The sequence below is a fragment of the Lentzea sp. NPDC036949 genome (assembly GCF_055608075.1).
Genome location: NZ_JBVJRA010000011.1, coordinates 221,255 through 246,723 on the forward strand (window position 1 = coordinate 221,255; position 25,469 = coordinate 246,723).

The 25,469-nt window shown below is 71.6% G+C and carries 22 protein-coding genes; 11 read left to right on the forward strand and 11 right to left on the reverse strand.

The features are described from left to right. Positions 1–4: 4 nt before the first annotated feature. The 4 genes from ACZ7CD_RS29080 to ACZ7CD_RS29095 are packed head-to-tail and all read left to right on the forward strand — an operon-like array spanning position 5 to position 3,517. Positions 5–1,024: a taurine ABC transporter substrate-binding protein gene (locus tag ACZ7CD_RS29080; protein WP_470380127.1), complete on the forward strand. Its 1,020-nt coding sequence runs from the start codon at positions 5–7 to the stop codon at positions 1,022–1,024. After that, positions 1,017–1,811: an ABC transporter ATP-binding protein gene (locus ACZ7CD_RS29085; protein ID WP_458433108.1), complete on the forward strand. Its 795-nt coding sequence runs from the start codon at positions 1,017–1,019 to the stop codon at positions 1,809–1,811. Before ACZ7CD_RS29080 ends, ACZ7CD_RS29085 begins: the two co-directional genes overlap by 8 nt. After that, positions 1,808–2,662 carry a TauD/TfdA dioxygenase family protein gene (locus tag ACZ7CD_RS29090; RefSeq protein ID WP_360387988.1) on the forward strand — a complete coding sequence of 285 codons (855 nt, stop codon included), beginning with the start codon at positions 1,808–1,810 and terminating at the stop codon, positions 2,660–2,662. Before ACZ7CD_RS29085 ends, ACZ7CD_RS29090 begins: the two co-directional genes overlap by 4 nt. A 54-nt stretch (positions 2,663–2,716) precedes the next feature. After that, positions 2,717–3,517 (forward strand): NAD(P)H-dependent oxidoreductase, encoded by an 801-nt coding sequence (locus ACZ7CD_RS29095; protein WP_360387991.1) that lies wholly within the window; start codon positions 2,717–2,719, stop codon positions 3,515–3,517. Here the strand turns inward: ACZ7CD_RS29095 and ACZ7CD_RS29100 are convergent. Further along, the gene (locus ACZ7CD_RS29100; protein ID WP_458434429.1) at positions 3,496–4,020 is read right to left on the reverse strand and encodes a mycothiol transferase; all 525 of its coding nucleotides are present in this window, start codon (positions 4,018–4,020) and stop codon (positions 3,496–3,498) included. The two genes, ACZ7CD_RS29095 and ACZ7CD_RS29100, sit on opposite strands and share 22 nt — an antisense overlap. A gap of 145 nt (positions 4,021–4,165) precedes the next feature. Between ACZ7CD_RS29100 and ACZ7CD_RS29105 the strand changes: the two genes are divergently transcribed. Further along, on the forward strand, positions 4,166–6,253 hold the full coding sequence (locus ACZ7CD_RS29105) for a putative bifunctional diguanylate cyclase/phosphodiesterase (protein ID WP_470380128.1): 2,088 nt from the start codon (positions 4,166–4,168) through the stop codon (positions 6,251–6,253). Between the two features lie 91 nt (positions 6,254–6,344). Further along, a complete protein-coding gene (locus tag ACZ7CD_RS29110) occupies positions 6,345–8,072 on the forward strand; it encodes an alpha/beta fold hydrolase (protein ID WP_470376239.1) in 1,728 nt (575 codons plus the stop codon). A 47-nt stretch (positions 8,073–8,119) separates the two neighbouring features. On the opposite strand, the gene ACZ7CD_RS29115 is transcribed toward ACZ7CD_RS29110, so the two are convergent. After that, entirely contained in the window at positions 8,120–8,809 is a 690-nt protein-coding gene (locus ACZ7CD_RS29115; RefSeq protein ID WP_360387999.1) for a TetR/AcrR family transcriptional regulator, read from the reverse strand. Between the two features lie 148 nt (positions 8,810–8,957). On the opposite strand from ACZ7CD_RS29115, the gene ACZ7CD_RS29120 reads away from it, so the two are divergent. The 3 genes from ACZ7CD_RS29120 to ACZ7CD_RS29130 all read left to right on the forward strand — a co-directional run bounded on the left by ACZ7CD_RS29120 (position 8,958) and on the right by ACZ7CD_RS29130 (position 13,568). Next, positions 8,958–10,322: an MFS transporter gene (locus tag ACZ7CD_RS29120; protein ID WP_470380129.1), complete on the forward strand. Its 1,365-nt coding sequence runs from the start codon at positions 8,958–8,960 to the stop codon at positions 10,320–10,322. Positions 10,323–10,345: 23 nt separating this feature from the next. After that, positions 10,346–10,984 carry an NAD(P)-dependent oxidoreductase gene (locus ACZ7CD_RS29125; protein ID WP_470376241.1) on the forward strand — a complete coding sequence of 213 codons (639 nt, stop codon included), beginning with the start codon at positions 10,346–10,348 and terminating at the stop codon, positions 10,982–10,984. A 742-nt stretch (positions 10,985–11,726) separates the two neighbouring features. Then, positions 11,727–13,568, forward strand: coding sequence for a DUF1996 domain-containing protein (locus ACZ7CD_RS29130; RefSeq protein WP_470380130.1), 1,842 nt, complete (start codon positions 11,727–11,729; stop codon positions 13,566–13,568). Between the two features lie 81 nt (positions 13,569–13,649). Here ACZ7CD_RS29130 and ACZ7CD_RS29135 read toward each other — a convergent pair whose 3' ends face one another. Both ACZ7CD_RS29135 and ACZ7CD_RS29140 read right to left on the reverse strand, forming a co-directional pair. Further along, positions 13,650–14,609, reverse strand: a complete 960-nt coding sequence (locus ACZ7CD_RS29135; RefSeq protein ID WP_470380131.1) for a hypothetical protein — start codon at positions 14,607–14,609, stop codon at positions 13,650–13,652. A 1-nt stretch (position 14,610) separates the two neighbouring features. Then, positions 14,611–15,561 (reverse strand): threonine ammonia-lyase, encoded by a 951-nt coding sequence (locus tag ACZ7CD_RS29140; RefSeq protein ID WP_470380132.1) that lies wholly within the window; start codon positions 15,559–15,561, stop codon positions 14,611–14,613. Positions 15,562–15,720: 159 nt separating this feature from the next. Here ACZ7CD_RS29140 and ACZ7CD_RS29145 point away from each other — a divergent pair, with 159 nt between their 5' ends. Then, on the forward strand, positions 15,721–17,301 hold the full coding sequence (locus ACZ7CD_RS29145) for a GTP-binding protein (RefSeq protein WP_470380133.1): 1,581 nt from the start codon (positions 15,721–15,723) through the stop codon (positions 17,299–17,301). Here ACZ7CD_RS29145 and ACZ7CD_RS29150 read toward each other — a convergent pair. Continuing rightward, complete coding sequence (locus tag ACZ7CD_RS29150) at positions 17,292–17,876, reverse strand: hypothetical protein (RefSeq protein WP_470380134.1); 585 nt, start codon at positions 17,874–17,876, stop codon at positions 17,292–17,294. The genes ACZ7CD_RS29145 and ACZ7CD_RS29150 overlap by 10 nt on opposite strands. Before the next feature lie 22 nt (positions 17,877–17,898). Further along, positions 17,899–18,597 carry a hypothetical protein gene (locus ACZ7CD_RS29155; protein ID WP_470380135.1) on the reverse strand — a complete coding sequence of 233 codons (699 nt, stop codon included), beginning with the start codon at positions 18,595–18,597 and terminating at the stop codon, positions 17,899–17,901. 79 nt (positions 18,598–18,676) lie between these two features. Between ACZ7CD_RS29155 and ACZ7CD_RS29160 the strand changes: the two genes are divergently transcribed. Beyond that, a complete protein-coding gene (locus tag ACZ7CD_RS29160) occupies positions 18,677–20,095 on the forward strand; it encodes an amidase (RefSeq protein ID WP_470380136.1) in 1,419 nt (472 codons plus the stop codon). Positions 20,096–20,206: 111 nt separating this feature from the next. On the opposite strand, the gene ACZ7CD_RS29165 is transcribed toward ACZ7CD_RS29160, so the two are convergent. From ACZ7CD_RS29165 to ACZ7CD_RS29185, 5 genes are all read right to left on the reverse strand, one after another. Continuing rightward, a complete protein-coding gene (locus ACZ7CD_RS29165; RefSeq protein WP_470380137.1) occupies positions 20,207–21,895 on the reverse strand; it encodes an RICIN domain-containing protein in 1,689 nt (562 codons plus the stop codon). A gap of 286 nt (positions 21,896–22,181) precedes the next feature. Then, the gene (locus ACZ7CD_RS29170; protein ID WP_470380138.1) at positions 22,182–23,276 is read right to left on the reverse strand and encodes an alpha/beta hydrolase fold domain-containing protein; all 1,095 of its coding nucleotides are present in this window, start codon (positions 23,274–23,276) and stop codon (positions 22,182–22,184) included. An 82-nt stretch (positions 23,277–23,358) separates the two neighbouring features. Then, positions 23,359–23,529 carry a CsbD family protein gene (locus ACZ7CD_RS29175; RefSeq protein WP_360388041.1) on the reverse strand — a complete coding sequence of 57 codons (171 nt, stop codon included), beginning with the start codon at positions 23,527–23,529 and terminating at the stop codon, positions 23,359–23,361. A gap of 295 nt (positions 23,530–23,824) precedes the next feature. Beyond that, the gene (locus ACZ7CD_RS29180) at positions 23,825–24,409 is read right to left on the reverse strand and encodes a DUF4232 domain-containing protein (protein WP_470368414.1); all 585 of its coding nucleotides are present in this window, start codon (positions 24,407–24,409) and stop codon (positions 23,825–23,827) included. Between the two features lie 133 nt (positions 24,410–24,542). Next, positions 24,543–25,400 carry a LysR family transcriptional regulator gene (locus tag ACZ7CD_RS29185; RefSeq protein ID WP_470380139.1) on the reverse strand — a complete coding sequence of 286 codons (858 nt, stop codon included), beginning with the start codon at positions 25,398–25,400 and terminating at the stop codon, positions 24,543–24,545. Positions 25,401–25,469 lie beyond the last annotated feature (69 nt).

Below are 25,469 nucleotides of genomic sequence, written 5' to 3' on the forward strand. Positions count from 1 at the left end.
CCCGATGTCGATCTCGCGCAGGAGCGTGCTCGCCCTGCTCGCCGCCGCCCCGGTGCTGGCCTCGTGCGGTGTGGGCGGCTCGTCGCCCTCCGGCGGCAAGGGCGTGCGGGTGGCGTTCCAGAACTTCGCCGACAGCACGCTGCTGGTGAAGGACCGGCAGGCGCTGGAGAAGGCCTTGCCGGACCACCGGATCACCTGGACCGCGTTCGACTCCGGTGCGAGCATCAACACCGCGTTCCTGGGCGGTGCGATCGACCTCGCGGTGATCGGCAGCAGCCCCGCGGCCGCCGGTCTCTGCCCGCCGCTCAGCATCCCGTACCAGGTGATCGAGCTGCTGAACGTGATCGGCGACAGCGAAGCGCTCGTGGTGCGCGGGGCCACCGGCATCACGAAGATCTCCGAGCTGGCCGGCCGCAAGATCGCCGCACCGTTCAGCTCCACCGCCCACTACAGCCTGCTCGCCGCGCTGGAGCTGGCCGGGGTGGACGCGGGAACGGTCACGCTGGTCGACCTCGAACCGCAGAACATCCAGGCCGCGTGGCAGCGCGGTGACATCGACGGCGCCTACGTCTGGACACCGGTGCTGGGCGTGCTGCAACAGGACGGCGTGACGCTCACCGACAGCGCGAAGCTCGCGGCCGCCGGCAAGCCGACGCTCACGTTCACCGTGGCGCGCAAGGAGTTCCTCGACGCCAACCCCGACGTCGTCGACAAGTGGCTGGCCGCGACGAACGACGCGCTCAAGCAGGTCAAGACCGACCCGGCGGTGGTGGCGGCCGCGGTCAGCCGGCAGATCGGCATCGGGGAGGCCGACGCACTGGCCCAGCTCAAGCAGAACATCTACCTCGACCACGACGAGCAACGCGGACCCGACTACTTCGGCACCGCGCAGGCGCCGGGACAGCTGGCGAACCGCCTGCGCGACACGGCGGAGTTCCTGCGCGGGCAGAAGAAGGTCGAGCAGGTGCCGGACCTGGCGGCGTTCCAGGCCGCGCTGCGCGTGCCGGGAGGCGGACGTGCGTGACATCTGCGAACTGCGCGGGGTCGAGCACGCCTACCCGACCAAGGCCGGTCCCGTGCCGGCGCTCGGCCCGCTGGACCTGACGGTGGAACCAGGGGAGTTCCTGGTCGTCGTGGGCCCGTCCGGGTCGGGCAAGAGCACGTTGCTGCGCCTGCTGGCGGGCTTCGAACGCCCGTCCGCGGGGAACGTGGCACTGCTCGGCCACCCGCCGGTGCCCGGCAGGGACGTCGGGGTGGTGTTCCAGCAACCCCGGCTGTTCCCGTGGAGCACGGTCTCCGGCAACATCACCACGGCGCTGAAGTGGGCGAAGGTCCCGAAGCCCGATCGCAGGGCGAGGGCGGCGGAGCTGCTGTCGCAGGTCGGGCTCGACGGCCTCGGCCCGCGCCGGACCTGGGAGATCTCCGGCGGCCAGCAGCAGCGCGTCGCCATCGCCCGCGCACTGGCCGCACGACCGCGGCTGCTGCTGATGGACGAGCCGTTCGCCGCGCTCGACGCCCTGACGAGGGAACGGCTGCAGGAGGACGTGCGCGCGCTCGCCGGTGACGGCAGGTCGGTCGTGTTCGTGACGCACAGCGTGGACGAGGCCGTGTTCCTCGGCAGCCGCGTCCTCGTCCTCACCGACCGGCCGGGCCGGATCGCCCTGAGCCTGCCCGTCGACCTGCCCCGCCACGGCGTGCCGGCCGACGACCTGCGCGGCTCACCCCGTTTCGCGGCACTGCGCGGTGAGGTGTCCGCCGCGGTGCGGGCGACCCTGTCCTCCCGGTCCGACCAGCTCGTGGAGAAGTCATGACGCTCTCGTTCGAACCGCTGACGATCGCCATCGGCGCGCAGGTGACCGGCGTGGACCTCGCGGACGAGCTCACCGCCGGGCAGGTGGCCGCGATCCGCCGGGCCCTGCTGGACCGCAAGGTCCTGGTGTTCCGCGGTCAGCGGCTGACCCCGTCCGCGCACCGCGCGTTCGCGGCGTCGCTGGGCGAGCTGACCCCGGCCCACCCCGTGGTCCCCGGCCTCGACGACGAGCACCCCGAGATCTACGTGCTCGACAGCGGTGACGGCGGCAAGGCCCCGGAGTGGCACACCGACGTCACGTTCACCCGCACCCCGCCGCTGGGCTCCGTCCTGCGCGCCGTGGACCTGCCGCCCACCGGTGGCGACACCTGCTGGACGGACCTGGAAGCCGCTTACCTCCGGCTGTCACCACCGGTGCGCGAGCTGGCCGACCGGCTCGAAGCGGTCCACGACGGCCGCAAGGACTTCGAGGAGCTCCTGCACGTCCGGCAGTCCGGCGAGGGCAACGTGTGGGAGGGCGAGCGGGTCCGTTCGCTCGACCCCGTCACCCACCCGGTCGTGCGCGTGCACCCGGAGACCGGCCGCCGCAGCCTCTTCGTGAACCCCGGCTTCACCACGCACCTCAAGGACGTGTCGGAGGCGGAGAGCCGGGCCCTGCTCGACCTGTTCTTCGCCGTGATCGGCCGCCAGGAGTACAGCGTCCGGCACCGCTGGGCGCCCGGCGACGTCGTGGTGTGGGACAACCGCAGCACCGCCCACCTCGCCGTGGACGACTACGGCGACCAGCACCGCGTCATGCACCGCATCACCCTCCGCGGCGACCGGCCCGCCGGGGTGAACGCGCACGCATGAGCGCCGGACGCCCGCCTATTCCGCGTCCCGTCGTCCGCGGCTTCACTGGCTGTCATGACCATCGCTCACCCGCCGACGCCGAACACCGCCCTGTGGCTGTACGCCCACCCGCGCCGCGACTCGCTGAACGACCACCTCCTGCAGGCCGGGACCAAGGCGTTGTCCCAGCGGTACGACGTGACCGTCTCCGACCTCTACGCCCAGGGCTTCGACCCGGTGCTGTCCCGCCGCGACCTCGGCGACCTGGCCGACCGGCCGGGCAACATCTCCGAGCTGGTCGGCCAGGTCTACGCCGACGGCGGGCTGCCCGCGGACGTCCTGGAGGAACAGGCCAAGGTCGCGGCGGCCGAACTGCTCGTCGTGCAGTTCCCGCTGTGGTGGTACGGCCCGCCGGCGATCCTCAAGGGCTGGTTCGACCGCGTGCTCACCAGCGGCTTCGCCTACGGCGACCTCGATCCCGAGCTCGGCGTGCCCCGCCGGTACGGCGACGGCGGCCTGGGCGGGCGCAAGGCGCTGGTCGTGGTCACCGCCGGGGAGGACGAACGCTCCATCGGGCCGCGCGGGATCAGCGGCGACCTCGACTCCCTGCTGTTCCCGATCACCCACGGGGTGCTCTGGTACATCGGGATCGAGGCACTGGACCTGCACGTGGTGCACGACGCCGACTCGCTCGGCGCCGAGCAGGTGGAACGCGAGGTCGAGCGGTTGGTGACCAGGCTCGGCGGAGTGCAGGACGAACGGCCGCGGCTGTTCCGGCGGCTGCGGGACGGGGAGTACGCGGGCACCCGCGCGTTGCGCGAGGACCTGGCGCCTGGTCGCACCGACCTCGGGATTCACCTGGCCGATCGCGACTGACCACCGGCCAGCAGCCCGCGCACGAAGGCCGCCTGACCGACGTGCTGCAGGTCGTCCTCGACCACGCTGACCAACCGCACCGCACGGGTCACCGGCGGGTCCCACGACTCGTCGACCACCGCGGACAGCTCCGCCGGCTCCAGCTCGCGCAGGTAGGCCCGCGTCCGCTCGTGCACGGCCCGGTGGTACCCGAGCAGCAGCTCCGCCGTCGCGACCACCGCGGCGACCTGGCCGGCGTCGTGGCCGTAGCCGGTGTCCTCCTCCGGCAGCGGGAGGCCGAACCGCTCCACCCAGCCGTCCGCGGTCCACACCTGCTCGGTGCCCGCGAGATCGGCGACGTGGTCGTCCTGCACGCGCGTCAGGTGCCAGACGAGCCAGGCGATCGAGTTGGCGGAGCCGCCGAGGCGGTGCGCGAGGTCTTCGGTGGACAGATCTTCCAGGACACGCGCCACCGCCTGCTCGACGCGGTCGAACCCGTCCAGCAGCACGTCCATCGGGCTGATCTCGGTCATGGCCCCGAATACCCGCGGTGGCACCCGATTCCACCTGTCCCCGGTTACCCGAACGGCGGTTGCACCGTAAGCTTTTTCCCGCCGATAGTGCACATTCCGCTGGGACTGGGCAGTCGAACCCCTGGGGGCATCAAGCGTGACAGATCCGTTGCGCGCGGTTCGACTCCTCACCACCGCGTTCGCGTGGCTGGGTGGCGCCGCGCTGACCGGCAACCTGCTGTTCGCCGGCGACGGAGCCGTGCGCTTCCCCCTGGCCGCGCTGGTCGTGCTGGTGCTGGGCTCGTGGTGGCTGCGGCCGCACCGCGACGGCTGGGTGGTCGCGGTCGTGGAAGGGGTCGTCACGGCGGGTGCGGCCGTGGTCCTCCCCGCCCCGCAGCCCGTTCTCGCGTTCCTCTTCGGCACGACGACACGGCGCGCGTTGCACGGCGGTCCGTGGCGCTACCCGGTGAGGTCGCTGCTGGGGCTCGGCGGGTACGTGGGCGGGGTGTGCGTGTCGTTCGCCGGGCCCGGCCGGGCCGAGCCGGGTGTCGTGCTGGCCGCGGTGTTGCCGTTGCTGGGGCTGGTGATCGGGGCGTTCGCCCTGCACGAGACCGTTCGCGCCGTCCGGGCGCAGGAAGCCGCCAACCGCACCGTGGACGCGCTGCTCCAGGCCACCCCGATCGGGCTGGCCCTCCTCGACGAGCACGGAACACCGCGGCTGCACAACGACAGCGCCCGCCGGCTGTTCGGCTGGGACGATGGCGGCAGCACGGTGCCCTGCCCGCACGGTGCCGGCATCACCCGGTGCGCGGACGGGTGCGCGACCGCGGCCGGACCGGTCGAGGTCGAGACGGCCGGCGGGCTGGTGCTCGCCGTGCACACCGGACCGGTCGAGCAGGAGAACGGAGCCGAGCACACCGTCGTGGCCGCCGTGGACGTGAGCAAACGCCGGCTGTGGGAACGGGCGTTGCGCGACAGGGCCGAGCGCGACGAGCTCACCGGCCTGGCCAGCCGAGCGCACTTCCTGCACCTCGTGGGCGAGGCGGTGCGGGCCAACGCCCTCGTCGGGCTCCTCGTCGTGGACCTGGACAGGTTCAAGGACGTCAACGACGCCGACGGGCACGAGGTGGGCGACCGGTACCTCAAGGCGGCGGCCGCGCGGATACGCGCCGCCCTGCCCGCCAAGGCCGTCGCTGGACGGCTCGGCGGCGACGAGTTCGCCGTGGTCGCGCCGGGGTTCGGCGTGCGCGACACCGTGCGGCTCGCGAAAGCCGTGCTGACCGGTCTGAACGGCGCCCCGGAACCGTTCGGGGCGAGCGTGGGCGTCGCGGTGTCGCAGGCCGGTGCGGACGAGCTGCTGCGGGACGCCGACACCGCCATGTACGTCGCGAAACGGGAGGGCGGGAACCGGGTCCGCCTCTTCCGGCGGGAGATGGGGGAGCAGGCGCTCGCCCGCCAACGCGACAAGGCCGACCTGCGCACCGCGGTGGACGAGGACCAGCTGGTCGTGCACTACCAGCCGATCGTCGACCTCGCGACGAACGCGGTGACGAGCGCGGAGGCGCTGGTCCGGTGGCAGCGTCCCGGACAGGGGCTCCTCGGGCCGGACGCGTTCATCGGGCTGGCCGAGGAGACCGGGCTCATCGTGCCGCTCGGCCAGAAGGTCCTCGAAGCCGCGTGCGCCCAGGCCGTGCGGTGGAACGCCGAGGGACGCGCGCTGGGCGTGACGGTCAACGTCTCGACGCGCGAGCTGTCGAGCCCCGGGTTCCTGCCGCGGCTGCACCGGGTGGTCGCCACGACGGGGCTGGTGCCGGACCGGCTGACCATCGAGGTAACCGAGAGCGTCTGGGCCGACGAACCGGCCATGCGCAGCCTGGTCGCGGTGCGCGAGGCGGGCATCCGGGTGGCGCTGGACGACTTCGGCACCGGCTACTCGTCGCTGAGCTACCTGCAGCGCTACCCGTTCGACGTCGTGAAGATCGACCGGACGTTCACCAGGGAGCTGGGCGACAACGGCCGCACCGAGGGCGTGATCCGGTGCATCATCGCGCTGGCCGGCGTGCTGGACGCGAAGACCGTCGCCGAGGGGATCGAGACGCCGGAGCAGGCGGACTGGCTGCGCGACGCCGGGTGCTCCTACGCGCAGGGCTACCTGTTCGGCCGGCCGGCCGACGTGGCCGACTGGGACGCTCGGACGTCCGCCGCGCACAGCGGACCTGGTGCGGCACCGGGTCCGGCGCGCTGAGCCCGGCCGAAAGTACGAGGTGCCGTAGACGCCGCGTCGCGGGAACTGGTCGGATGGGTGGCGCCCGAATCCCCGTCGCGAAAGGACTGCCGTGCGCAGCAGCTCGACCGCCGCCGTGGTGCCCGCCGTCGTCACCACCCTCGTCCTCACCCTCACGACCGCGCCCGCCGACGCCGCACCCGACCCGTTCTCCCGGTACGCCGGACAACAACTGAGCTGGGGACAATGCGCGTTCACCGCGCAACCCGACGCGTTACCCGCCGAGTGCGCGCACATGACCGTGCCCAGGGACTGGGCGGCGCCGGACACCGGCCGGGACCTGGTCGTCTCGATCAGCCGGGTCGCCGCGTCCGGGGAACACCTCGGATCACTGCTGCTCAACCCCGGTGGTCCCGGCGCGCAGGGCACGTCGCTGCCCGGTTCGCTGGCGGCCCTGCAACCCCGGCTGCACGAGCGCTACGCGCTGATCGGCATGGACCCGCGCGGGACCGGAAGGGAGGGCGGCACCGCGCCGGACGAGCTGCCCGAGACGTGCGACGTGCCGATCGGACGGTTGTCGCCGCGCACGGACCTCGACGCGCGTGACCGTTCGGCGGACAGCACCACCGAGCACCTGAAGCAGCCGCGTGCCGTCGCGGAGGCCTGCCAGAGCGAGGCGATCACGCCGTTCATCACGACCTGGCAGACCGCGCACGACGTCGAACTGCTCCGCATGCTGCTCGGTGAGTCCAAGATGGACTACCTGGGCTACTCCTACGGCACGTGGCTCGGAGCCAAGTACGCGTCGCTGTTCCCGAAGAGCGCGGGCAAGGTCGTGCTCGACTCCAGCACCGACTTCCAGGGCCGCCTGCAGGCCGCGTTCGAGGCGTGGCCGCGGATCAACCAGCGGATGTTCGAGGGTTCGTTCCTGCCGTGGATGACGCGGCAGTTCCCGGAGGCCGGCACCACACCCGCGGAAGCCGCGGCCAACTGGGAGCGCGCCCGCCGGTTCTACGCCGGCGCCGGCACCAGCCCCGACCAGTTCGACGCGATCTTCACGGGCATGGGCTCGACGCTGCGCTGGGTCCTGGGCGCGCTGGTGTTCGTGCTGGGCGTGCGGGGAGCGAACGGCGAGACCACGCCGGCGGCGACCGGTTCCGCTCTTGCGCCGCAGCTGGACGCGCAGTCCCGCGCGGTGTTCGGCACGCCACTGGAGGCGCTGACCCCGGCGGTGGTGGCAGCGGCACTCGCCGACGACCCGTCCGACTACCTGCACGTCCCGGCGACCCGCTACGCCGTGGCGTGCGGTGACCAGCCGACCCGCTCGGCGGCCTGGTACCGGCGCCTGTCCGACCGGCAGGGACCGCGGTACCCGCTCTTCGGCTGGCAGTACGGCCTGGGCGAACCGTGCGCCTTCTGGTCCGACGCGCCGCGGCAGCAGCTGCCGGTGCTCCCGGCGGAGGTGGCCGGCCGGGTGCTGGTCGTGCAGGGTGAGCTCGACCCGCAGACCGGGTACGAGCAGGCCAGGTCCGCGGTGCGCGCGGCACCCGGCGTGAGCCTGGTGTCCGTGGCGGACAGCCCGTTCCACGGCCAGTACGGCTTCGAGGACGACCCCTGCGTCGACGGCGCGGTGAACGTGTTCCTGCTGCGCGGCTCCCGGCCGGGGAACATCACCTGCCCCGGCGTGCCGCTGCCGAACGAGACCGAGGTCCACCCGGTCCCCGGCCCGGTCGGCTCCGCACCGGCCGTCACCGCGGCGACAGCTCCCCGGCCGTCGCTCCCGGCGCTGCGCGCGTCCGTGCGCGCGATGATCAGCGACGTCAACAGGCCGTTGCGCTGACCGCGGTGGGCGCGTGGCGGGACGGTGCCGAGGCGGCCCTGCCCGGCCTACCGCGCGGGCCGGTCAGCCCCTTGCGACGCGAGAATCCCGTCCAACATGGTGTCGACGATCCACGCGCTGCGCTCCTCGTTGCTGCCGCGCACGAAGATCGCCGAACCGAGCGCGGCGAGCATCGGGTGCCGTTCCCGGTCGGCTGACTCGAGCGTGCTCACGAGGTCGCTGAGGTCCTGCCCGCCGTTCTCCCGGCGGCCGTCCCACTCCGCGGCCGCCGCGGTGGCCTGCTGCAGCAGCAGGTCGGTCGCCCGAGCCGCCGGTTCCGGCTCGACGCCCGCCGCCGTGAGCAGGCGCATCAGCAGTTCGATCAGGTCGAGGTAGTGCGGTCCGTCCGGCCACACGAACAACGCCGACCGCGCGATGCCCGCGTGGCTCGCCAGCATCGTCGAGTAGTCGGCGAGCACGCGGTGCAGCCGCCCGCGCCACGGCTCGGTCCCGTCCCAGGTCAGGTCGAGTGCTGCGATCAGCCGGTCGATCAGCAGGGAGCTCAGCTCGGTGGCGTTCCGCACGTACACGTAGAGCGATGCCGGACCGGTGTCGAGCGCTCCCGCGACCTTGCGCATCGTCACGGCCTGGGCGCCTTCGGCCGCGAGGATCGCCATCGCGGCGTCCACGATGCCGTCACGGGTCAACGCGGGTTTCGCCGGCCGCTCACGGCGGCTGACCGGCATCTCTCGGGCCATGTGACCAGCATAGCAACCGCCGAACTGGATCGTGACGAACATGTTCGTTACGATCGCGTTCGTCAGTACCGCTGCGAACGAGAGTTGCACGCCGATGTCTGTTTCCGCAGTCCCACCGCCCGTCAGGGCGTCGAGGCGAACGCTCGCGATGACGCTCCTCGTCGTCCTGCTCGCCGACGCCATGGACCTGATCGACGCGACCATCGCCAACGTCGCGGCGCCGTCCGTGGTCGCGGACCTCGGTGCCGGGCCGAGCCTGATCAAGTGGCTCGGCGCGTCCTACGCCCTCGCACTGGGCGCCCTCCTGGTCGTCGGGGGTCGCATCGGCGACCGCTTCGGGCAGCGCCGGACGTTCCTGGTCGGCCTGACCGGGTTCGTCCTGGCCTCGGCGGTGGCGGGGCTCGCCGTCGGTCCCGGCATGCTCATCGGCGCACGGGTCGCCCAGGGCGTCTTCGGCGCGCTGCTCATCCCGCAGGGCATGGCGATCATCACCGCGACCTTCCCGAAGGACGCGCTGCGCAAGGCCTTCGGCCTCTTCGCGCCGATGCTCGGCGTCTTCGCGGTCGCCGGCCCGTTGCTCGGCGGCGTCCTCATCGACGCCGACCTGTTCGGCCTTCGGTGGCGGCCCATCTTCCTGATCAACGTCGTGGTCGGCGGCGTGGCGCTCGTGCTGGCGTTCCGCTTCCTGCCGGCCGTCGAGGCCGACCGCACCGCCCGGGTCGACCCGGCCGCGAGCGGGCTGCTCGCCGTCTCGCTCTTCGCCTTCCTCTTCGGCCTGATCACCGGGTCCGAGGACGGCTGGAGCGCCCTCGCGGTCGGCACCACCGCCGCGGGCGTCGTCCTCTTCGCCGTCTTCTGCCGCCTGCAAGCCCGCGGTGAGCAGCCGCTCCTGGCCCGCTCGTTGCTGCGCAACCGCGGTTTCACCTCGGGACTGGTGATGGGACTGCTGGTGTTCGCGGCGTTCAGCGGCCTGATGTACGTCATCTCGCTGTTCTTCCAGCTGGCCCTGGGCTTCTCGCCGACCGCGACGTCGGTCAACCTGATCCCGCTCACCGCGGGCATCATGGGCGGCTCCGGGATCAGCACCGCGCTGCTGCCCAAGCTGGGCCGCAAGCTCGTCTTCGGCGGACTGCTCACCACCCTCGCCGGCACGGGAATCCTGCTGCTGGTGGTGAACGTGGCCGACGGCAACGCGACGTGGTGGCACAACGCCATCGCGACCGCCGTGATCGGCCTCGGCGCCGGCATCTGCTTCAGCACCATCTTCACCTTCGCCCTCGGGGACGTGGCAGCACAGGACGCCGGTGCCGCCAGCGGCTCGCTCAGCGCCGTCCAGCAGGTCGCCAACGGCATCGGCTCCGCGACGGTCACCAGCGTCTTCCTCGCGCTGATCACCACCAGCGGCAGCACCTCCGCCATGACCACGACGCTCCTCGTCGTCGGCGGCGTCATCGTCGCCTGCCTGGCCGCCGTGCCGCTGCTGCCCCGCACCGCTGCCGACACCGAGCACTGACCCGACCACCGCGAGGAAACGCCATGAGCAAGATCGTCGTCTTCGGCGCCAACGGCGCCACCGGACGTGCCATCGTCGAACAAGCCCGTCACGCCGGCCACAGCGTCCGGTGCGTCGTGCGCGATCCCGGCGCCTTTCGCCTCGCGCTGGGAGGAACGGCGTCAGAACTGGAGATCGTCAGGGGTGACGTGCGCAAGTACGACGACGTGCACGCCGCGATCTCCGGTCAGGAGGCCGTCGTCTCCGCGATCGGACCGTCCGGGCACCGGGCCAACGGCCTGTACTCCGCCGGTGCACGTCACTTCGTGGCCGCGATGACCGCGCACGACGTCGACCGGATCGTTGTGCTCTCCTCCAGCGGTGTGCGCCACGACGACCCCCACCACCCGCTGTGGTACCGCGCGGTCGCACGCACCGTCATGCGCGAGCTCTACGGTGACATGCAAGCGATGGAGACCGTTCTGGAACGCAGCACGGTGAGGTGGACCGCTGTGCGCCCCGCGCGGATCGTCGACACACCGCTCGCCGGGGACCACCGAGTCGGCGACGCCGAGAACCCCAGGGGTGGCACCACCATCAACCGTGACGACCTCGCCCGGTTCGTCGTGCGAGCGGCCACCGAGGACCGGTGGTCGCGGCGGTGGCCCACCCTGGCGCACTGAGGGGCGTTCTCTCGGCACGTCTCCTGGAACTCCAGGTCCGGCACGTACCGGCTCCACAGCTCACGGTCGAGCCCACCGCCCGTGACGGCACACGCGGTCTCGTCCACCCTGCCGCGCAACTCGAACGTCGGCGCGAGGTCCCACAGCACGAACGCGCCGTTGTGACCGGCCGTCGCCAGCAGGTCGCCGGACGCCGAGAACTCCAGGTGGTGCACGGCACCACCGTTGTCCGTCAGCGCCGGGCCCAGCTGCTGGGGCAGGATGCGGTTGCCGAGGTCCCAGAGGAACACGCCGCCGGAGATGCCGGTCACCATGATGTCGGCGGACGGCGCGAACTGCGCCGTGACGGAGCTCAGGGTGCTGTGCGGTACGAGCGGGTCGCCGAGCCGGCGGGGGTGCGCGGGGTCGGTGACGTCCCACAGGCGGGTGCCGTTCGGGTCGCCTGGTCCGTGCTCCCACCTGCCGGCCGAGTCGCCGGAACCCACGGCCTGGCCCGCGCTCGTCGTCGTCGTGGTCGGTGCGGCGACGGCGGTCGTGGTCACGGGTGCTGCGCCGGTGCCGCGCACGACCGCGAGCACGCGGCCGTCGCGCACCTGCTTGACCGTCAGGACGCCTTCGCCGTCGAGCAGCTGGGCCGAGGTGCCGGTGCGGGTCACCGGCTTGTGGAAGTTCAATCACGGTTGAGCCAAGACGGGCCACCGTACGTATGCCTGGTCATGCACCGCATGATCGAGGAGGACGCATGACGCACCGTGAAGCCGACAGACGGAAGTTCCGCCTGATCGCGTCTTTGTCAGCGGTCGCGGTGGTCGCTGCGGGCACCGCGACCGTGGCACTGGCCGCGAAGGACGGTGACCCGGCGCCGCGCAGTGCGTTCGTGCCCATCGAGCAGGTCAACAAGAACGTGGTGAACCCCAAGGTCGGCCAGAACGGCGCCGCGGGTGTGTTCACGGTGGACTGCGGCACGAACGAGAACGGCAAGTTCAGTGCCGACAACCCGGTCGCCCAGCCGGGTCTGCAGCACGGTGCGCAGCACGTCCACGACTTCGTGGGCAACCTGTCCATCAGCGCCGACTCGTCCGACGAGAGCCTGGAGGACGCGGAGACCACCTGTCGCAACGGTGACCGCTCGTCCTACTTCTGGCCGGTCGTGCGCATCAACCCCAAGGCCAACCCGGGTTCGTCCGGCTCCAGCCCGGACAAGATCAAGGAAACGGGTCCCGGCGAGGTCGCCTGCCCCGGTGTCGCCGACCGCCTGCCCGCTGTGCCGCAGCGGGTCCGCGACGAGGTGACCAAGAACCTCCAGCTGCTCGAACAGCAGCTCAAGGAGGCCAACGACCGCGTCGCGCGCACCGACAACCCCGGCGACCCGAACTTCGTCAACAACGCGATCCTCGGCCCGCTGCGCAGCAAGCGCGTGGCCACCCTCGACCGCATCGCCATCGCCATCGGCCGGTCCGCGCGCAAGCCCAACCTGGTCAACCTCGCCGACTGCGACGTGCGCTTCGGCCACGGCAACCACGGTGGCGGCGGCCACAACGGGCACTCGACCGCGCCGCGCAAGTTCTCCGGCCAGGGGATGTCCCAGCAGCAGCAACAGCAGCAGGAGCAGGACGCCGCCACGCCGACGATCAAGTGCCCGTCGGTCCGCGGTGCGCTGCCCGGCGTGCCCGACCAGGCGATCGAGGAGGTGGACCGCAACCTCGCGCTGCTGGACAAGCAGATCGCCGAGGCCAACCAGCGGATCGTGACCACCAAGGGCCAGGGCGGCCCGAACTTCGTCGACAACGCCATCCTGGGGCCGTTGAAGGACAAGCGCGTCGCCACGCTCGACCGGATCGCGATCGCGATCGGCCGCAACGGCGAACGCCCGCAGGGGCTCGACCGCCTCGCCCGGTGCGGCCTGAACGGCGGCGACCAGGGCGGTAACAACGGCGGCAACAACAACGGTGGCAACAACGGCAACGGGAACAACAACGGTGGTGCCACCACCACGACCGCCCCGCCCCTCGCCGCTCCCACCGGCCGCAACCTGGAGCTCGTCGGCAACGTCGGCAAGATCGTCCGCCCGGCCCAGGTGAAGATCGAGTACCGCGGCAACGCCACCAGCAAGGTCACCGGCATGCCGAAGTTCCTGAAGATGGTCACCGGTGACGCCAAGCCGACCAGCCGCGGCCCGGCCAACGCGCGCGCGACGTGGACCTGCAGCGGCTTCGAGGACCGGCTGTCCGACAAGTACGTGGTCTGCCCGCAGGGCAGCAAGGTCATGCGCGTGCACGACTTCGCGGGCTGCTGGGACGGTCAGAACGCCGACAGTGCCAACCACCGCGACCACGTCCGGTTCGCCGACAAGCAGACCGGTGCCTGCCCGCAGGGGTTCAAGGCCATCCCGCAGCTGCGGATCAGCATCTCCTACGACATCTCCCGCGACGTCCAGCAGAAGGGCCAGTACCAGCTCGACGCGTTCCCCGAGGAGAACCACAACCCGTTCTCCGACCACAACGACTTCGCCAACGTCAACTCCGAGCAGACGATGACCAAGATCGTGAAGTGCGTCAACGACGGCCGCAAGTGCCGGGAGTGACCTCCGGCTGAGCTCGTCCACGCGCGGGTGGTGCTCCGCGGACTTCACGTCCGCGGAGCACCACCCGCCTCGCATGTGCTGTCAGCGCAACACGAAGACCCGCGCCAGCCCCCACACCACGGTCAGCAGGAGGGTCAGCCCGGCCAGGCGGAGCGCAAGCCACCGCAGGTCGCGCTGCCGCCGTAATCGCATCGGCGCGCGTTCGTCCTCCAGGTGCGCGAAAACGGGCGCGAGGTGGTGCAGGAGCGCGATTTCGAGACTGGTGGCCCGGTCGATCCCGAACAGCACCGGTGCCGCGGTCCAGTCCTCGCCGAAGACCAGCGCCGCCCTGATCGCGTGGTCGTCCGCCTCCGGCAGGGGCGGGAGGTCCGGCAACGGGTGCGGGAACACCTCGGCCACCCCGGAGCGGAAGTGGTCGTACTGCCAGTTGTCGAACGGCAGCAGGACCACCACGCGGCGCGGATCGGCCGTCGCCACCACCTGCTCCAGCTCCCACCGCAGCCCCGCGCCCCGTCCCGCGCCGACGAGCACCAGCCGGGCGCGGTCGAGGAGCTCGCGCACCGTCTGCTGCCACTCGTCCCCGACGTGGACGCGGGGCGCACCGGCCGGCGGGAGGACCTCGCCTGGCCGCCCGATCGCCACCAGCGGCCCGACCGGCGCGAAGGCGCGCGCGAGCCGTTCCTCCTCGGTGCGGAAGTAGTCGAGCGCCGTGTCGCCGGTGCGCGCCAGCACGTCGTCGACCGCGAACGAGCGCAGGTAGAGCACGGGTGGCCGGGAGTCCGCGCTGAGCGCCGACCACCCGTCCACCGCGATGGTCCGCTTGTAGCCGGTCCAGCACCTGACGACGACGTGCCTGCCGATCGGCTGGGCGATCAGCTGGGCCGCGACGAGGCCGGCGAAGTACAGCACGCCGCCGCCGAGCCGGTCGCTCGTGAGCGCGATCGCCACCACCACCGCGACGATGAGCAGGCAACCGGCCACCGCGCCGCAGAAGTACGCCACGGCGCGCAGCACCGAGCGGGCCGGCTCCGGCTCTCCCACGTCAGCCCACCCAGCCCCGGTAGGCGTCAGGGTCGACGTTGCTGCCGCAGATCACCGTGACGACGTGACGGCCCGCGAACCGCTCGCGGTCCTCCAGCACGGCCGCCACACCGAGCGCCGCTGACGGCTCCACGACCAGGCCCGCGTGCTCCAGGAGCAGTCGCATGCCCTCGATGATCGGGGGTTCCCGGACGAGGACGGCGTCGTCAGCCACCTGGAGGAGGTCGTCGAGGACCTCGGGGATGGGGAACCGGCCCGCGACGCCGTCGGCGATCGTGTCGGCCGAGCCGGTCGTGACGACCCGGCGTTCGTGCCACGACCGGGTCAGCGCCGGGGCGCCCGCGGGCTGCACGCAGACCACCTCGGCAGCGGGCGCCTGCGTCTTCACGACGTGGCCTACGCCCGTGGCCAGCGCACCACCGCCCAGGGCGAGCAGGACGGCGTCGAACTCCCGGCCCAGTTCGAGACCGATCGTCGCGGCGCCCTCGCACGTCTCGACGTCCAGGCTGTCCTCGAGCAGCCGGATGCCGCGTTCGCCCGCGATGTGCGCGGCGCGTTCGCGGGCCAGCTCGAAGTCACCGTCCACCAGCTCCAGCTCCGCACCCAGCGCGCGGATGCGGTCGAGCTTGGCGGCAGGTGCCCGCACGGACGCCACGACCGTCACGGCGAGGCCGCGGCGGCGACCGGACCAGGCCAGCGCCTGGCCGAGGTTGCCCGCGCTGGCGCACACCACGGCCGTGCGCCCCTGTTCGGCGAGCAGGCCGGTGACGAGCTCGGTGCCGCGGCCCTTGAAGCTGCGCACCGGGTTCGCCGTCTCCAGCTTGATGCTCACCGCGCAGCCGAGCCGGCGCCCCAGCGCTTCGCACCGGTACAGCGGCGTGTCGAGGTAGACCGGGTCGATCCTGCGGCGGGCCGCCCGGATCCGGTCGAGGTCGAGCCGCGTCTTGAGCACACCGGGATCGTATCGAGCAGGACTGACAAATTCCGTTGCGCAGCGAGCCGCTGACTGGTCCACTGCGCGTGGCCAGTCGTCCGGACGAGGAGAGGCACATGCGCGAGGCGTTCGTGTTCACCCAGAAGGTATTCGTTGCCTATCTAGAGGACATGACGCTTGTCTCGCACCCTGAACCTCGGAGTTCTGGCCCACGTCGACGCCGGTAAGACCAGCCTAACCGAGCGGTTGCTGCACACCGCCGGTGTCATCGACGCACTCGGCAGCGTGGACGCCGGCAACACGCAGACCGACTCGCTCGCGCTCGAACGGCAGCGCGGCATCACGATCAAGTCCGCCGTCGCCTCGTTCGCCGTCGGCGACGTCGTGGTCAACCTGATCGACACGCCCGGCCACCCGGACTTCATCGCCGAGGTGGAGCGGGTGCTCGACGTGCTCGACCGCGCCGTGCTGGTGGTGTCCGCGGTGGAAGGCGTGCAGGCGCAGACCCGCGTGCTCATGCGCACGTTGCAGCGCCTGGAGATCCCGACCGTCGTGTTCGTGAACAAGATGGACCGCCGCGGCGCCGACGGCGACCGCGTGGCGCGCGAGGTGGCGCAGGAGCTGGCCACCGACGCGCCGATCTTCTTCGGGTCCGCGATCACCGGTGACGGCGTGGCCGAGCTGGTCGCCGCCGTCACGTCGTCGGTGCCGGACGACGACGCGGCCGGCGGTCCGTTGTCCGGCACGGTGTTCAAGGTCGAACGCGGCAAGGCGGGGGAGAAGGTCGCGTTCGTGCGGCTGTTCTCCGGGACCGTGCGCGTGCGTGAGCGGGTGCGGATCGGTGACCGTGAAGGGAAAGTCACGTCGATCGCGGTGTTCGACAGAGGTTCGGCGCCGCGCCGCGCCACCGCCGTGGCGGGGCAGATCGCGAAGCTGTGGGGCCTCGACGTCCGCATCGGTGACACGATCGGCACGGCTCACCGCGACCGCGTCCGGCACTTCGCGCCGCCGACGCTGGAAACCGTCGTGGAGGCGGACGACCGGGTGGCCCTGCACTCCGCGCTGCACCAGCTCGCCGAGCAGGACCCGTTGATCAACCTGCGGCTCGACGGCGACGACGTCGTGGTGTCGTTGTACGGCGAGGTGCAGAAGGAGGTCATCGAGGCCACGCTCGCCCTGGAGCACGGCGTCGCCGTCCGGTTCCGCGACACGAGGACGATCCGCGTGGAACGTCCTCGCGGCACGGGGGAGGCGGTGCGGGTGCTCGGTGAGAGCCCGTACGCGGCCACCATCGGGTTCCGGGTGGAGCCGGGGCCGGAGGAGTTCCGGCTGGAGGTGGAGCTGGGCTCGTTGCCGCTCGCCTTCTTCAGGGCCACCGAAGAGGCCGTGCGGGACGCGTTGCGCGCCGACCGCGTCCACGGCTGCACGGTCACGATGACGCACTCCGGGTACTGCTCACCGGTGAGCGTGGCGGGCGACTTCCGCAGCCTCGCGCCGATCGTGCTGCGGGAGGCGTTGGGGCGCGCGGGAACCGTGACGTGCGAACCGGTGCACCGCTTCCGGCTGGAGGTCCCGCCGGACGCGCTCGCCGCCGTGCTCGTCGCGCTGGGCAAGGTCGGCGGAGTTCCGCTGACGACGACCGCGACCGTCCTCGAAGGACACCTCCCGGCGGCGAGGGTGCACGAGCTGCAACGCCGGCTGCCCGCGCTGACCCGTGGGGAGGGTGTGCTGGAGAGCGAGTTCGACCACTACGCCTGAGGAGTCCTGGTCCACAGGCTGATGTCGCTGCTCGTCGCCACCACCAGTGTCGCACCGGAGGGCGAGAAGCCGGCCGCGCGCAGCTCGGAGTAGTTCGCGTGGAAGACCTGCCACCACAACTCGCCGTGCGCTCCGCTGAAGAAGGGGCTCCCGGTGGACAGCAGCACCCGGTGGCTCGGCCAGTCCGGGCTGACGACGTCGACCGCCCACCCCGGAGCACCGGTGTGCAGGCCGCCGCCGTCCAGCCCGGCCATCGGCACGCGGAGGTGCGCGACCGGCCCGATCCCCTGGCACGTCAGGTCGTCCTCGACCCACCCCGACTCGTCGTCGCGGTCACGGGCCAGCCGTTCGCCGGTGGTGGTGTCGAACAGACCGAGCCCGGTCGAGGACGCCACCAGCAGCAGATCGCGGCCGTTGCCGGGGTGGGTGGCGAACCCCACGGCGAGCAGCCCGCCGATGGCGACCATGTGGTCGTCCGCCGGTCGCCACGGTGCGGGCGCGGGTACGGTCGGCGCGGCCAGGACCCTCGCCCGCAGGTCCAACTGGTAGTCGCTGAGCGCAAGCTCTTCCGGCATTGCGCGAGTGTGCCGCAGCGCGTCAGCCACGACGTACCGCACGCCGGTACTCGTGGTGCAGCTGAGCGAACCGCACGGGGTCGACCGCTGCCGGGTCGTCCAGCAACCTGACCAGCGCTGCTCCACCGCGCATCTCCAGCACGTCGACGCCCAGCCGGTCCAGGACGGGCGCCAGTGCCCGGCGGCGTTCGGCGCCGAGGTAGGTGAACCAGCTCAGCCATTGCGGCACCGGGGTGGTGTCGTCGAGCGGCTTCCGCAGCTCTGACCAGATCTGCTCCAGCGACCACTCGTCCTCCACGCGCCCGAACCGCCCACCGAACTCGGCCGCGACGGCGAGCCACAGCTCGGTGAGCGCCCGGTGCAGCTCGCGGAACGGGTCGGCGTCGGCGACCGGGGTCCGCCGGCAGTGCACCGAGTCCAACGACATCGACATGGAGTCGTCTCCACCACCCGGCCCGGTGGACAGCCACACGTCCACTTCGGACGCCGTCCACAGGTTGGTGGCGAATGATCCCGAGACGAGGCCCTGCACGAGCTGTGCCCGGTCCACGACGCGGTGGTCACCTTCGCGACCCGGCGACTTGTCGAAGCCGTTGATCCCTCCGCCCGGCCGCAGCGGCGACAGCCCGAACCCGTCGGCGAGGGCCAGCAGCCGTTCCACTGCCGCCTCGTCCCACGTCCCTTCAGGCAGAACCAAAGTCCACGACCAGTTCGATCCCATGTGAACACTTTGTCATGGCCGACCCGTTGCGCGAAAACCGGTTTTATGGCTTTCCCGGCGGAGGGTTAGCGTCGAATTCATGGATTGGAACCTGCGATCGGCCGAAGAAATGCTCGCCGCCCTGCGCGCCGGTGACGTGACCTCCGCGCACCTGACCGACGAGGCGATCACCCGCATCGAGCGGCACGACGTGGCGATCAACGCGATCTGCGCACCGGACTTCGACCGCGCCCGCGCCGCCGCTCACGCCGCGGACCAGGCCCGTGCCCGCGGCGAGGACCGGCCACTGCTCGGTGTGCCGGTGACGGTCAAGGAGTGCTTCAACGTCACCGGTCTGCCCACGACGTGGGGGATGCCCGAGCACCGGGACCACGTGCCGGCGGAGGACGCGGTGCAGGTGTCGCGGTTGAAGGCGGCGGGGGCGGTGGTGCTCGGCAAGACCAACGTCCCGCTGGGACTGCAGGACATCCAGAGCTTCAACGCCATCCACGGCACCACCAACAACCCCTGGGACCACACCCGCACCTCGGGCGGTTCCTCCGGCGGTTCGGCTGCCGCGCTGGCGTGCGGGTTCGGTGCGCTGTCCATCGGTTCCGACCTCGCCGGCTCCCTGCGCACCCCCGCGCACTTCTGCGGTGTGTACGCGCACAAGCCGACCGTGGGGCTGGTGGCCAGTCGCGGCATGGTCGCGCCCGGCGAGCCGGCGTTGCCGGTCGAGCTCGACCTCGCCGTGGTGGGGCCGATGGCGCGCACCGCCGGCGACCTGGGGCTGTTGCTCGACGTGATGGCCGGGCCGGACCCGCTGACCTCCGGCAAGGCGCACACCGTGAACCTGCCTCCTGCGCGGCACGAACGGCTCTGCGACTTCCGGGTGCTGGTGCTCGACGAGCATCCGCTCATCCCGACCGGTGCGGCCGTGCGGGCCGGTGTCGGCCGGGTCGCTGACGCGCTTGTCGCTGGTGGCGCTCGGGTTTCGCGACACAGTGCGTTGCTGCCGGATCTGGTGGAGGGCGCGCGGCTCTACACGGAGTTGATGTTCTCGAGTGCGGTGGCGCGGTTTCCCGTGGAGCAGCTGAGGGCACGCGTTGCCAGGTTGCGTGCGGACGACCAGGGGCTTGACGCGACTCGACTGCGTGCCATGGTGTTCAGCCACCACGACTGGCTGGCGGCACACAACCGCCGGGAACGGCATCGGCACCTGTGGCGGCAGTTGTTCGGTGAGTTCGACGTCGTGGTGTGCCCGGTGACGCCGACTCCCGCGTTCCCGCACGACCACAACCCTGACATGTTGGGGCGGCGCATCGAGATCGACGGGGTGTTGCACCCGTACTTCGACCAGCTGGTGTGGGCGGGGGTGGCGACGATGCCCGGGTTGCCTGCCACGGCCGTGCCGGCGGGGCGGTCTGATGAGGGGTTGCCGGTCGGGGTGCAGCTCATCGGGCCGGCGTTCGAGGACCGCACGCCGTTGCGGTTGGCCGAACTCCTTGAGCAGAACTGACCAGCCCCAGGGTGGACCGCGCGTTCCGGTTCAAGGGCAAGCACGCCGGGCCGCGCACCGCAGGGAGCTGGATCGTCCCGTCCGCGGTGCGCGGCCCGGCTGAGTGGCGCGTCAGAGGACGACGGGCCTGCCGCCGAGGGTGACGACGAGCCTGCCGTCGGAGGCGAACGACCAGCCGAGGCTCCCGCTGTAGGCGGAGCACCGGGAACCGTTGCTGCCCGACCAGAACTGGTTGGAGGAGTCGGCGTTGCCGACGACCTTGTCGTTGCTCCCGCTGCCGCTGCGGCAGGAGGTGTTGGAGCGGAACACCGAGCTGCCCGCGTCGAACGAGAAGTTGCGCTCGTCGTTGTCGATGCTGAGGTTGCTCGACACGGCCATGGAGCCGGTGTTGCGGTTGTAGGTGAAGCCGTGCTTGCCGTTGTCGTAGGCGATCGTGCGGCTGATGGTGTGGTTGACGCCGATGTCCTCGCCGCCGAGCTTGAAGCCGTTGCGGTCGCCGTTGCCGGCCTGGCCGCCGTTGCTCAGCGTGCCGTTCTTGAACGCCAGCGAGTCCTCGATGGTGACCGCGCCGATCGGGCCGGTGTCGGACTTGGTGTAGAGGTCCCAGCCGTCGTCGATGTTGTTGTGCGCCACGGAGTAGCGGAACACGTTGCCGGGACCGGAGGTGAGCTTGGCCGCGAACCCGTCCGCGTCCTCGCCGTCGGAGTCGGCGTTGTCGTGCGACTCGGCGCTGAGGATCAGGTTGTGGGACGGCCACTGGTCCTTCGGCGTGGTCGACAGCATCCGGGACAGCTGCAGGCCGGTGTCGCGGTTGAAGCGGGTGACCGTGCGCTCGAAGATGTTGTAGCTGCCGCCGATGAAGATGCCGTTGTCGCCGGCGCGTTCCACGACGACGCCGTACACGTGCCAGTACGAGCCGTTCACCGCCAGGCCGCGGTTGGCCGGGTCCTCGGTCTGCGCCGAGAAGTTCAGCACCGGCGTCTCGCCCTGGTAGGCCGTCAGCTTCTTGCGGGCACCGGCGGTGCCGTTGTTGGTGGGCGGGATGGTCACCGTCTGCGCGAAGCTGTACGTGCCGCCGCGCAGGAAGATGGTGCCGCCCGCGGCCACGCGGGGGAGCGCGGAGGTCAGCGTGGTCGGGTCGGAGATCGTGCCGGACGCGCCGTCACGGCCGGTCGGTGACACGTACAGCGCGTTGGCCGGTGGTGTCCCGGTGGTGGTGGTGGTGGTCGTCGTGGTTGTGGTCGTGGTGGTGCTGGTGGGGCCGCCGCTGGTCGGGGAGAGCGTCCACTGCTTGGTCGTGGCGCCGTCGCACGAGTTCGTCTGGATCAACGCACCCGGTGCCGTGGCGTTGTCCTTGACGTTCAGGCACTTGCCGCCGTTGGCGTTGACCAGGCGGTGATCGGTGCCGTTCGGCGTCAGCGCCCACGTCTGGCTCGCCGCACCGGTGCACGTCTCCAGCTGGACGGGCTTGCCCGCGCTGGTCGAGGCGTCGCGCACGCCCACGCACAGGCCGCCTGCGGTGATGCGGACGCCGCCGCTGACCTCGGTCAGCACCCACTCCTGACCGGCGCAGGCCTGTTGGCGCAGCTGCGTCCCGCTCGCCGGGCTCGTGCCGGCGTCGAGGCACTGACCGCTGCCGGCGTTCTTCAGCACGTAGGTGCCCGCGGCGTTCGCGTTCGCCGCGATGGTGGGCCACGCCGCAAGCGCGGTCACCAGCGCGACGACGGCGCCACCCGACACCAGTCCGGCACGGGCCCGGCGTTGCCGCGCCAAGCGCGCGGGCTGTTCCGAAATTCCCACGGGAACTCCACTTCTCAACGGTGAGAGGAAGATTTTTCGGTCGGATGCGCGGCGGGTTTCCCGTCGGATGCTAGGAGCGTTCTCCGTGCGCGGTCAACGGCAAAAATGCGTGGTCAGGTCGATGTGTCCCAGTCGAATGCGTCGAATGGCCAGGTCATCGGCGTTCGAATGGATCATCTTTGTTCGCCGGGTGGATATGCGCTGGTCACACTCGTGAACAGAATGGTTGATTCCTCGGTTCACCACCGTGAATCTTGCGTGCTTTCGTTGTTCTTTTCTCGCGGCGTCACGGCCGGAGACCGGCGGCGAAGCGGTGCACGCTCCCGACGACCTCCGCGTACAGCTCCGGAACGGCCTCCCGGAACAGCAGCTCACCCGCGTGGCACAGACCCGCCACCGTCCGCACCGCCGACTCCACCCCGGCCTCGACCAGGGTGCGGTAATAGGCCAGCCCCTCGTCACGCAGCGGGTCGAGCTCGTTGACGACGACGGCGTGCGGCGGCAGCCCGGCCAGGTCGCCGGCGGTCGCGCGGTAGGGCCAGCACAGGGGATCGGTGTTGTGCCGGGCGCCGGGGTCGTACACCTCGGCGAGGATCGCGGCGCCCTCGCAGGAGATGAGGTACCCGTCGTTCTCGACGAGCGACGGCAGCTCCGCCTCGCGTTCCTGCGCGGGGGCGCCGTACCTGCCCGAGATGAACGGCACCATCGCGCAGACGCCGTCGACCGCGGCGAGCCGCCCTTCCCGCTTGGCGCGGATCGCGGTGGCCAGCGCGAGGTTGCCGCCGCCCGACTCGCCCGCCACGGTGAGCGCGGAGACACCCAGCTCCGCGCGGTGCCCGTGCACCCAGTCGAGCGCCGCTGCGCAGTCGTCGAGCCCGGCCGGGAACGGGTGCGCACCGAGCTCACCGCCGCCGTTGCGGAACTCGACGGCGACGACGACGAGTCCGGTGGCGGCCAGGTCGTCGTAGAACGTGGTGTAGACGGGCCACGAGCCCTGCAGCATCACCATGGCGCCGCCGTGCAGGTACAGGACACCGGGCAGCGGACCGGAGGAGTGCGCGGGCCGCGTCAGGTACAGCCGGAGCTCGTTGCCCGCCGGACCGGTGATCGTCTCGGTGTGGTGTTCCAGCCCCGGCACCGGTTGCCCGTCACCGAACAGCACGGCGTGGAACCGCTCGTTGTCCGCCTCCGCGGCCGCGACGAACGCCAGCAGCTGCTCCCGCGGGGCGTCGGGGCCGAACGGCGTGGGACCGGCGTTCCTGCCCATGCCGTGCGACGTCAGCGCTCGGACGAGCCGCGGGTCGGTGCGGGGGTCGGTGAGCAGGTTCCGTGCGGGATCGCCCAGGCGGCCGGGCCGTTCCGCTGTGCTGTCCGAGGTCATCGACACGCCTTCCTGCGCCGTCGCCCGAAAACGACTGTGTCCCCCGCACGTGCGTGCGGGGGACACAGTCGAGCACATCGGCCTACTTGAAGGCGTCCTTGACCTTCTCCACCGCTTCCTTCAGGTGGCCCTTGGTCTGGTCCGCCTTGCCCTCGGCGCGCAGACCCTCGTCGTCGGTGACGTTGCCGACGCCTTCCTTCACCTTGCCGGTGAGCTCGTCGCCCTTGGCTTCCAGCTTGTCATCGGCGCCCATGAGGTCCCTCTTTCCCTTGCCTGAGCTCACGTCTGAACGTCTCTCCGGGGATACCCGCACCGCGGGACTTGAAACACCTGCGGTTCGGGTCGAGTGTCCCCAGTGGACCGGTCAGAGGCTCATCAGCAGGTAGTACAGCGTGCTCAGCACGAGGGCTGCGGCGATGACGACGGCGGTGATCCTGATCCAGCGCTGGTTCATGGTCGCTTCCGTGCTCGGCGGCGGGACTGCACGCCAGCCTGACGGACGCGGTCCCGACTGGCAAGGACCACCGTCGAGTCAGGACTGGACCGGGTCAGGACTGGACCGGGCCGACGGACATGGTGGCCTTGTCCGCGGCGGAACAGGCCTGCTGCTCCTTCGGCACGAACAGGGCCGCGGTCTCACCCGGCGGGTAGATCCGCAGACCGCGCACGTCGGTGGGTGCGCACTCGGCCGGGTCGTAGACGCCGGCGTTCGTGATCGTCACGAGGCTCGACGCGCTCGCGCCGGGTTGCAGCGTCACGGCCGCCGGTTCAGCGCCCTCGCGGGTCGCAGGTGCGCCGACCTGAGTACCCGTGTCACCGGTCACGAACGAGACGCCGGGAAAACCTTGCAGGGTGCACGCGGCGGCGCCCTTGTTCGTGAACGCCAGGAGGTAGCGCATCTTGTTCATGCCACCACCGCCCTGGTCCGGGTTCAGGGCGAGGCCGAGGTCGGCTGACCGGCACGCGGCCGGGCCGGTGGAGACGGCCTGCTGGGTGGTCTGCGGGGCTGGGGCGTCCGGTGAGGGCGTGCCGGACGTGGTCGGGGCGGGTTCTGCCGAGCCGCCGCTCTGTCCGGTGCAGCCGGCCAGCAGGGCGGCGGTCGCGGTGAGGGTGGCGAAAGCGATGGTGCGCACGGTGGGCTCCTCCCGGTTTCGTGCATCGGCCGGGGCATGCCCTGCCTGCCATCGGCCGCACACATTTGTTGAAGCTCGTCACAACCACACCGGTCGTCCGGGGAGGAGCAGGCCGAAACGGACACCGCTCGTCTCAGGTGGCGTGGTCGCGGACGGAGTCCACCAGGGCCGTGACGGCGGGGTGCCACTCGCGACCGGCCGGGCCGCTGAGGACGAGGGTGCGCACGACGGGCTCCCGCAGCGGCAGCATGACCAGGTCCGCCGGCAGCATCGACGCCACCAGGCCCGGCACCAGCGACACGCCGACGCCCGCGCGGACCATCGCGAGCAGCGTGCCCAGCTCCCGCACCCGGTGCCGCGGGGTGAACGGGTGGCCGGTGTGCGCCTGCCGCACGTGCCGTTCGCAGCCGCCGCGGGAGAGCAGGAACGGGTCGTCGGCCAGGTCCGCGACGCTGACGTGCGACTGGCCCGCCAACGGGTGGTCGGTGCGCAGCAGGGCGTGGAAGGCGTCCTCGCCGACCTGCGCGCCGTGGCCGGGTGGCGGGTCCACGAGCACCGCCGCCTCGACCGTGCCGCCGGCGAGCCACTCCGCCACCTCGTCGTCCTCCCCCTCGAACACCCGCACGGCGACCTGCGGGAACTCCGCCCGCCACCGCGTCAGCAGGTCCGGCAGCAGGCCCTGGCAGACGGTCGGCGGCGCCGCCAGCCGGACCGTGCCGCGCACCCCGCCGCGACGGCGTTCGGCCAGGTCGGTGATCGCGGTCGACGCCGTCACCGCGGCACGGGCGTGGGCCAAGACCTCCTGGCCGAACGCGGTGGGCTTGGTCCCTCCGCGCCGGGACAGGACCGGGTGGCCCAGCGAGCGCTCCAGGGAGGCGACCGCGTGCGAGACCGCCGACTGCGTGATGCCCAGCGCGTCGGCGGCCGCACCGAACCCGCCCTCGTCGGCCACCGCGAGGAACGCCCGGAGCTGGGCGAAGTTCAGGGTCATGAGCCTCTCTCATGCTCGGCTGATCGTCACTTGTTGGACTCATGATGCCCCGCCGGGTGATGCTCCCGC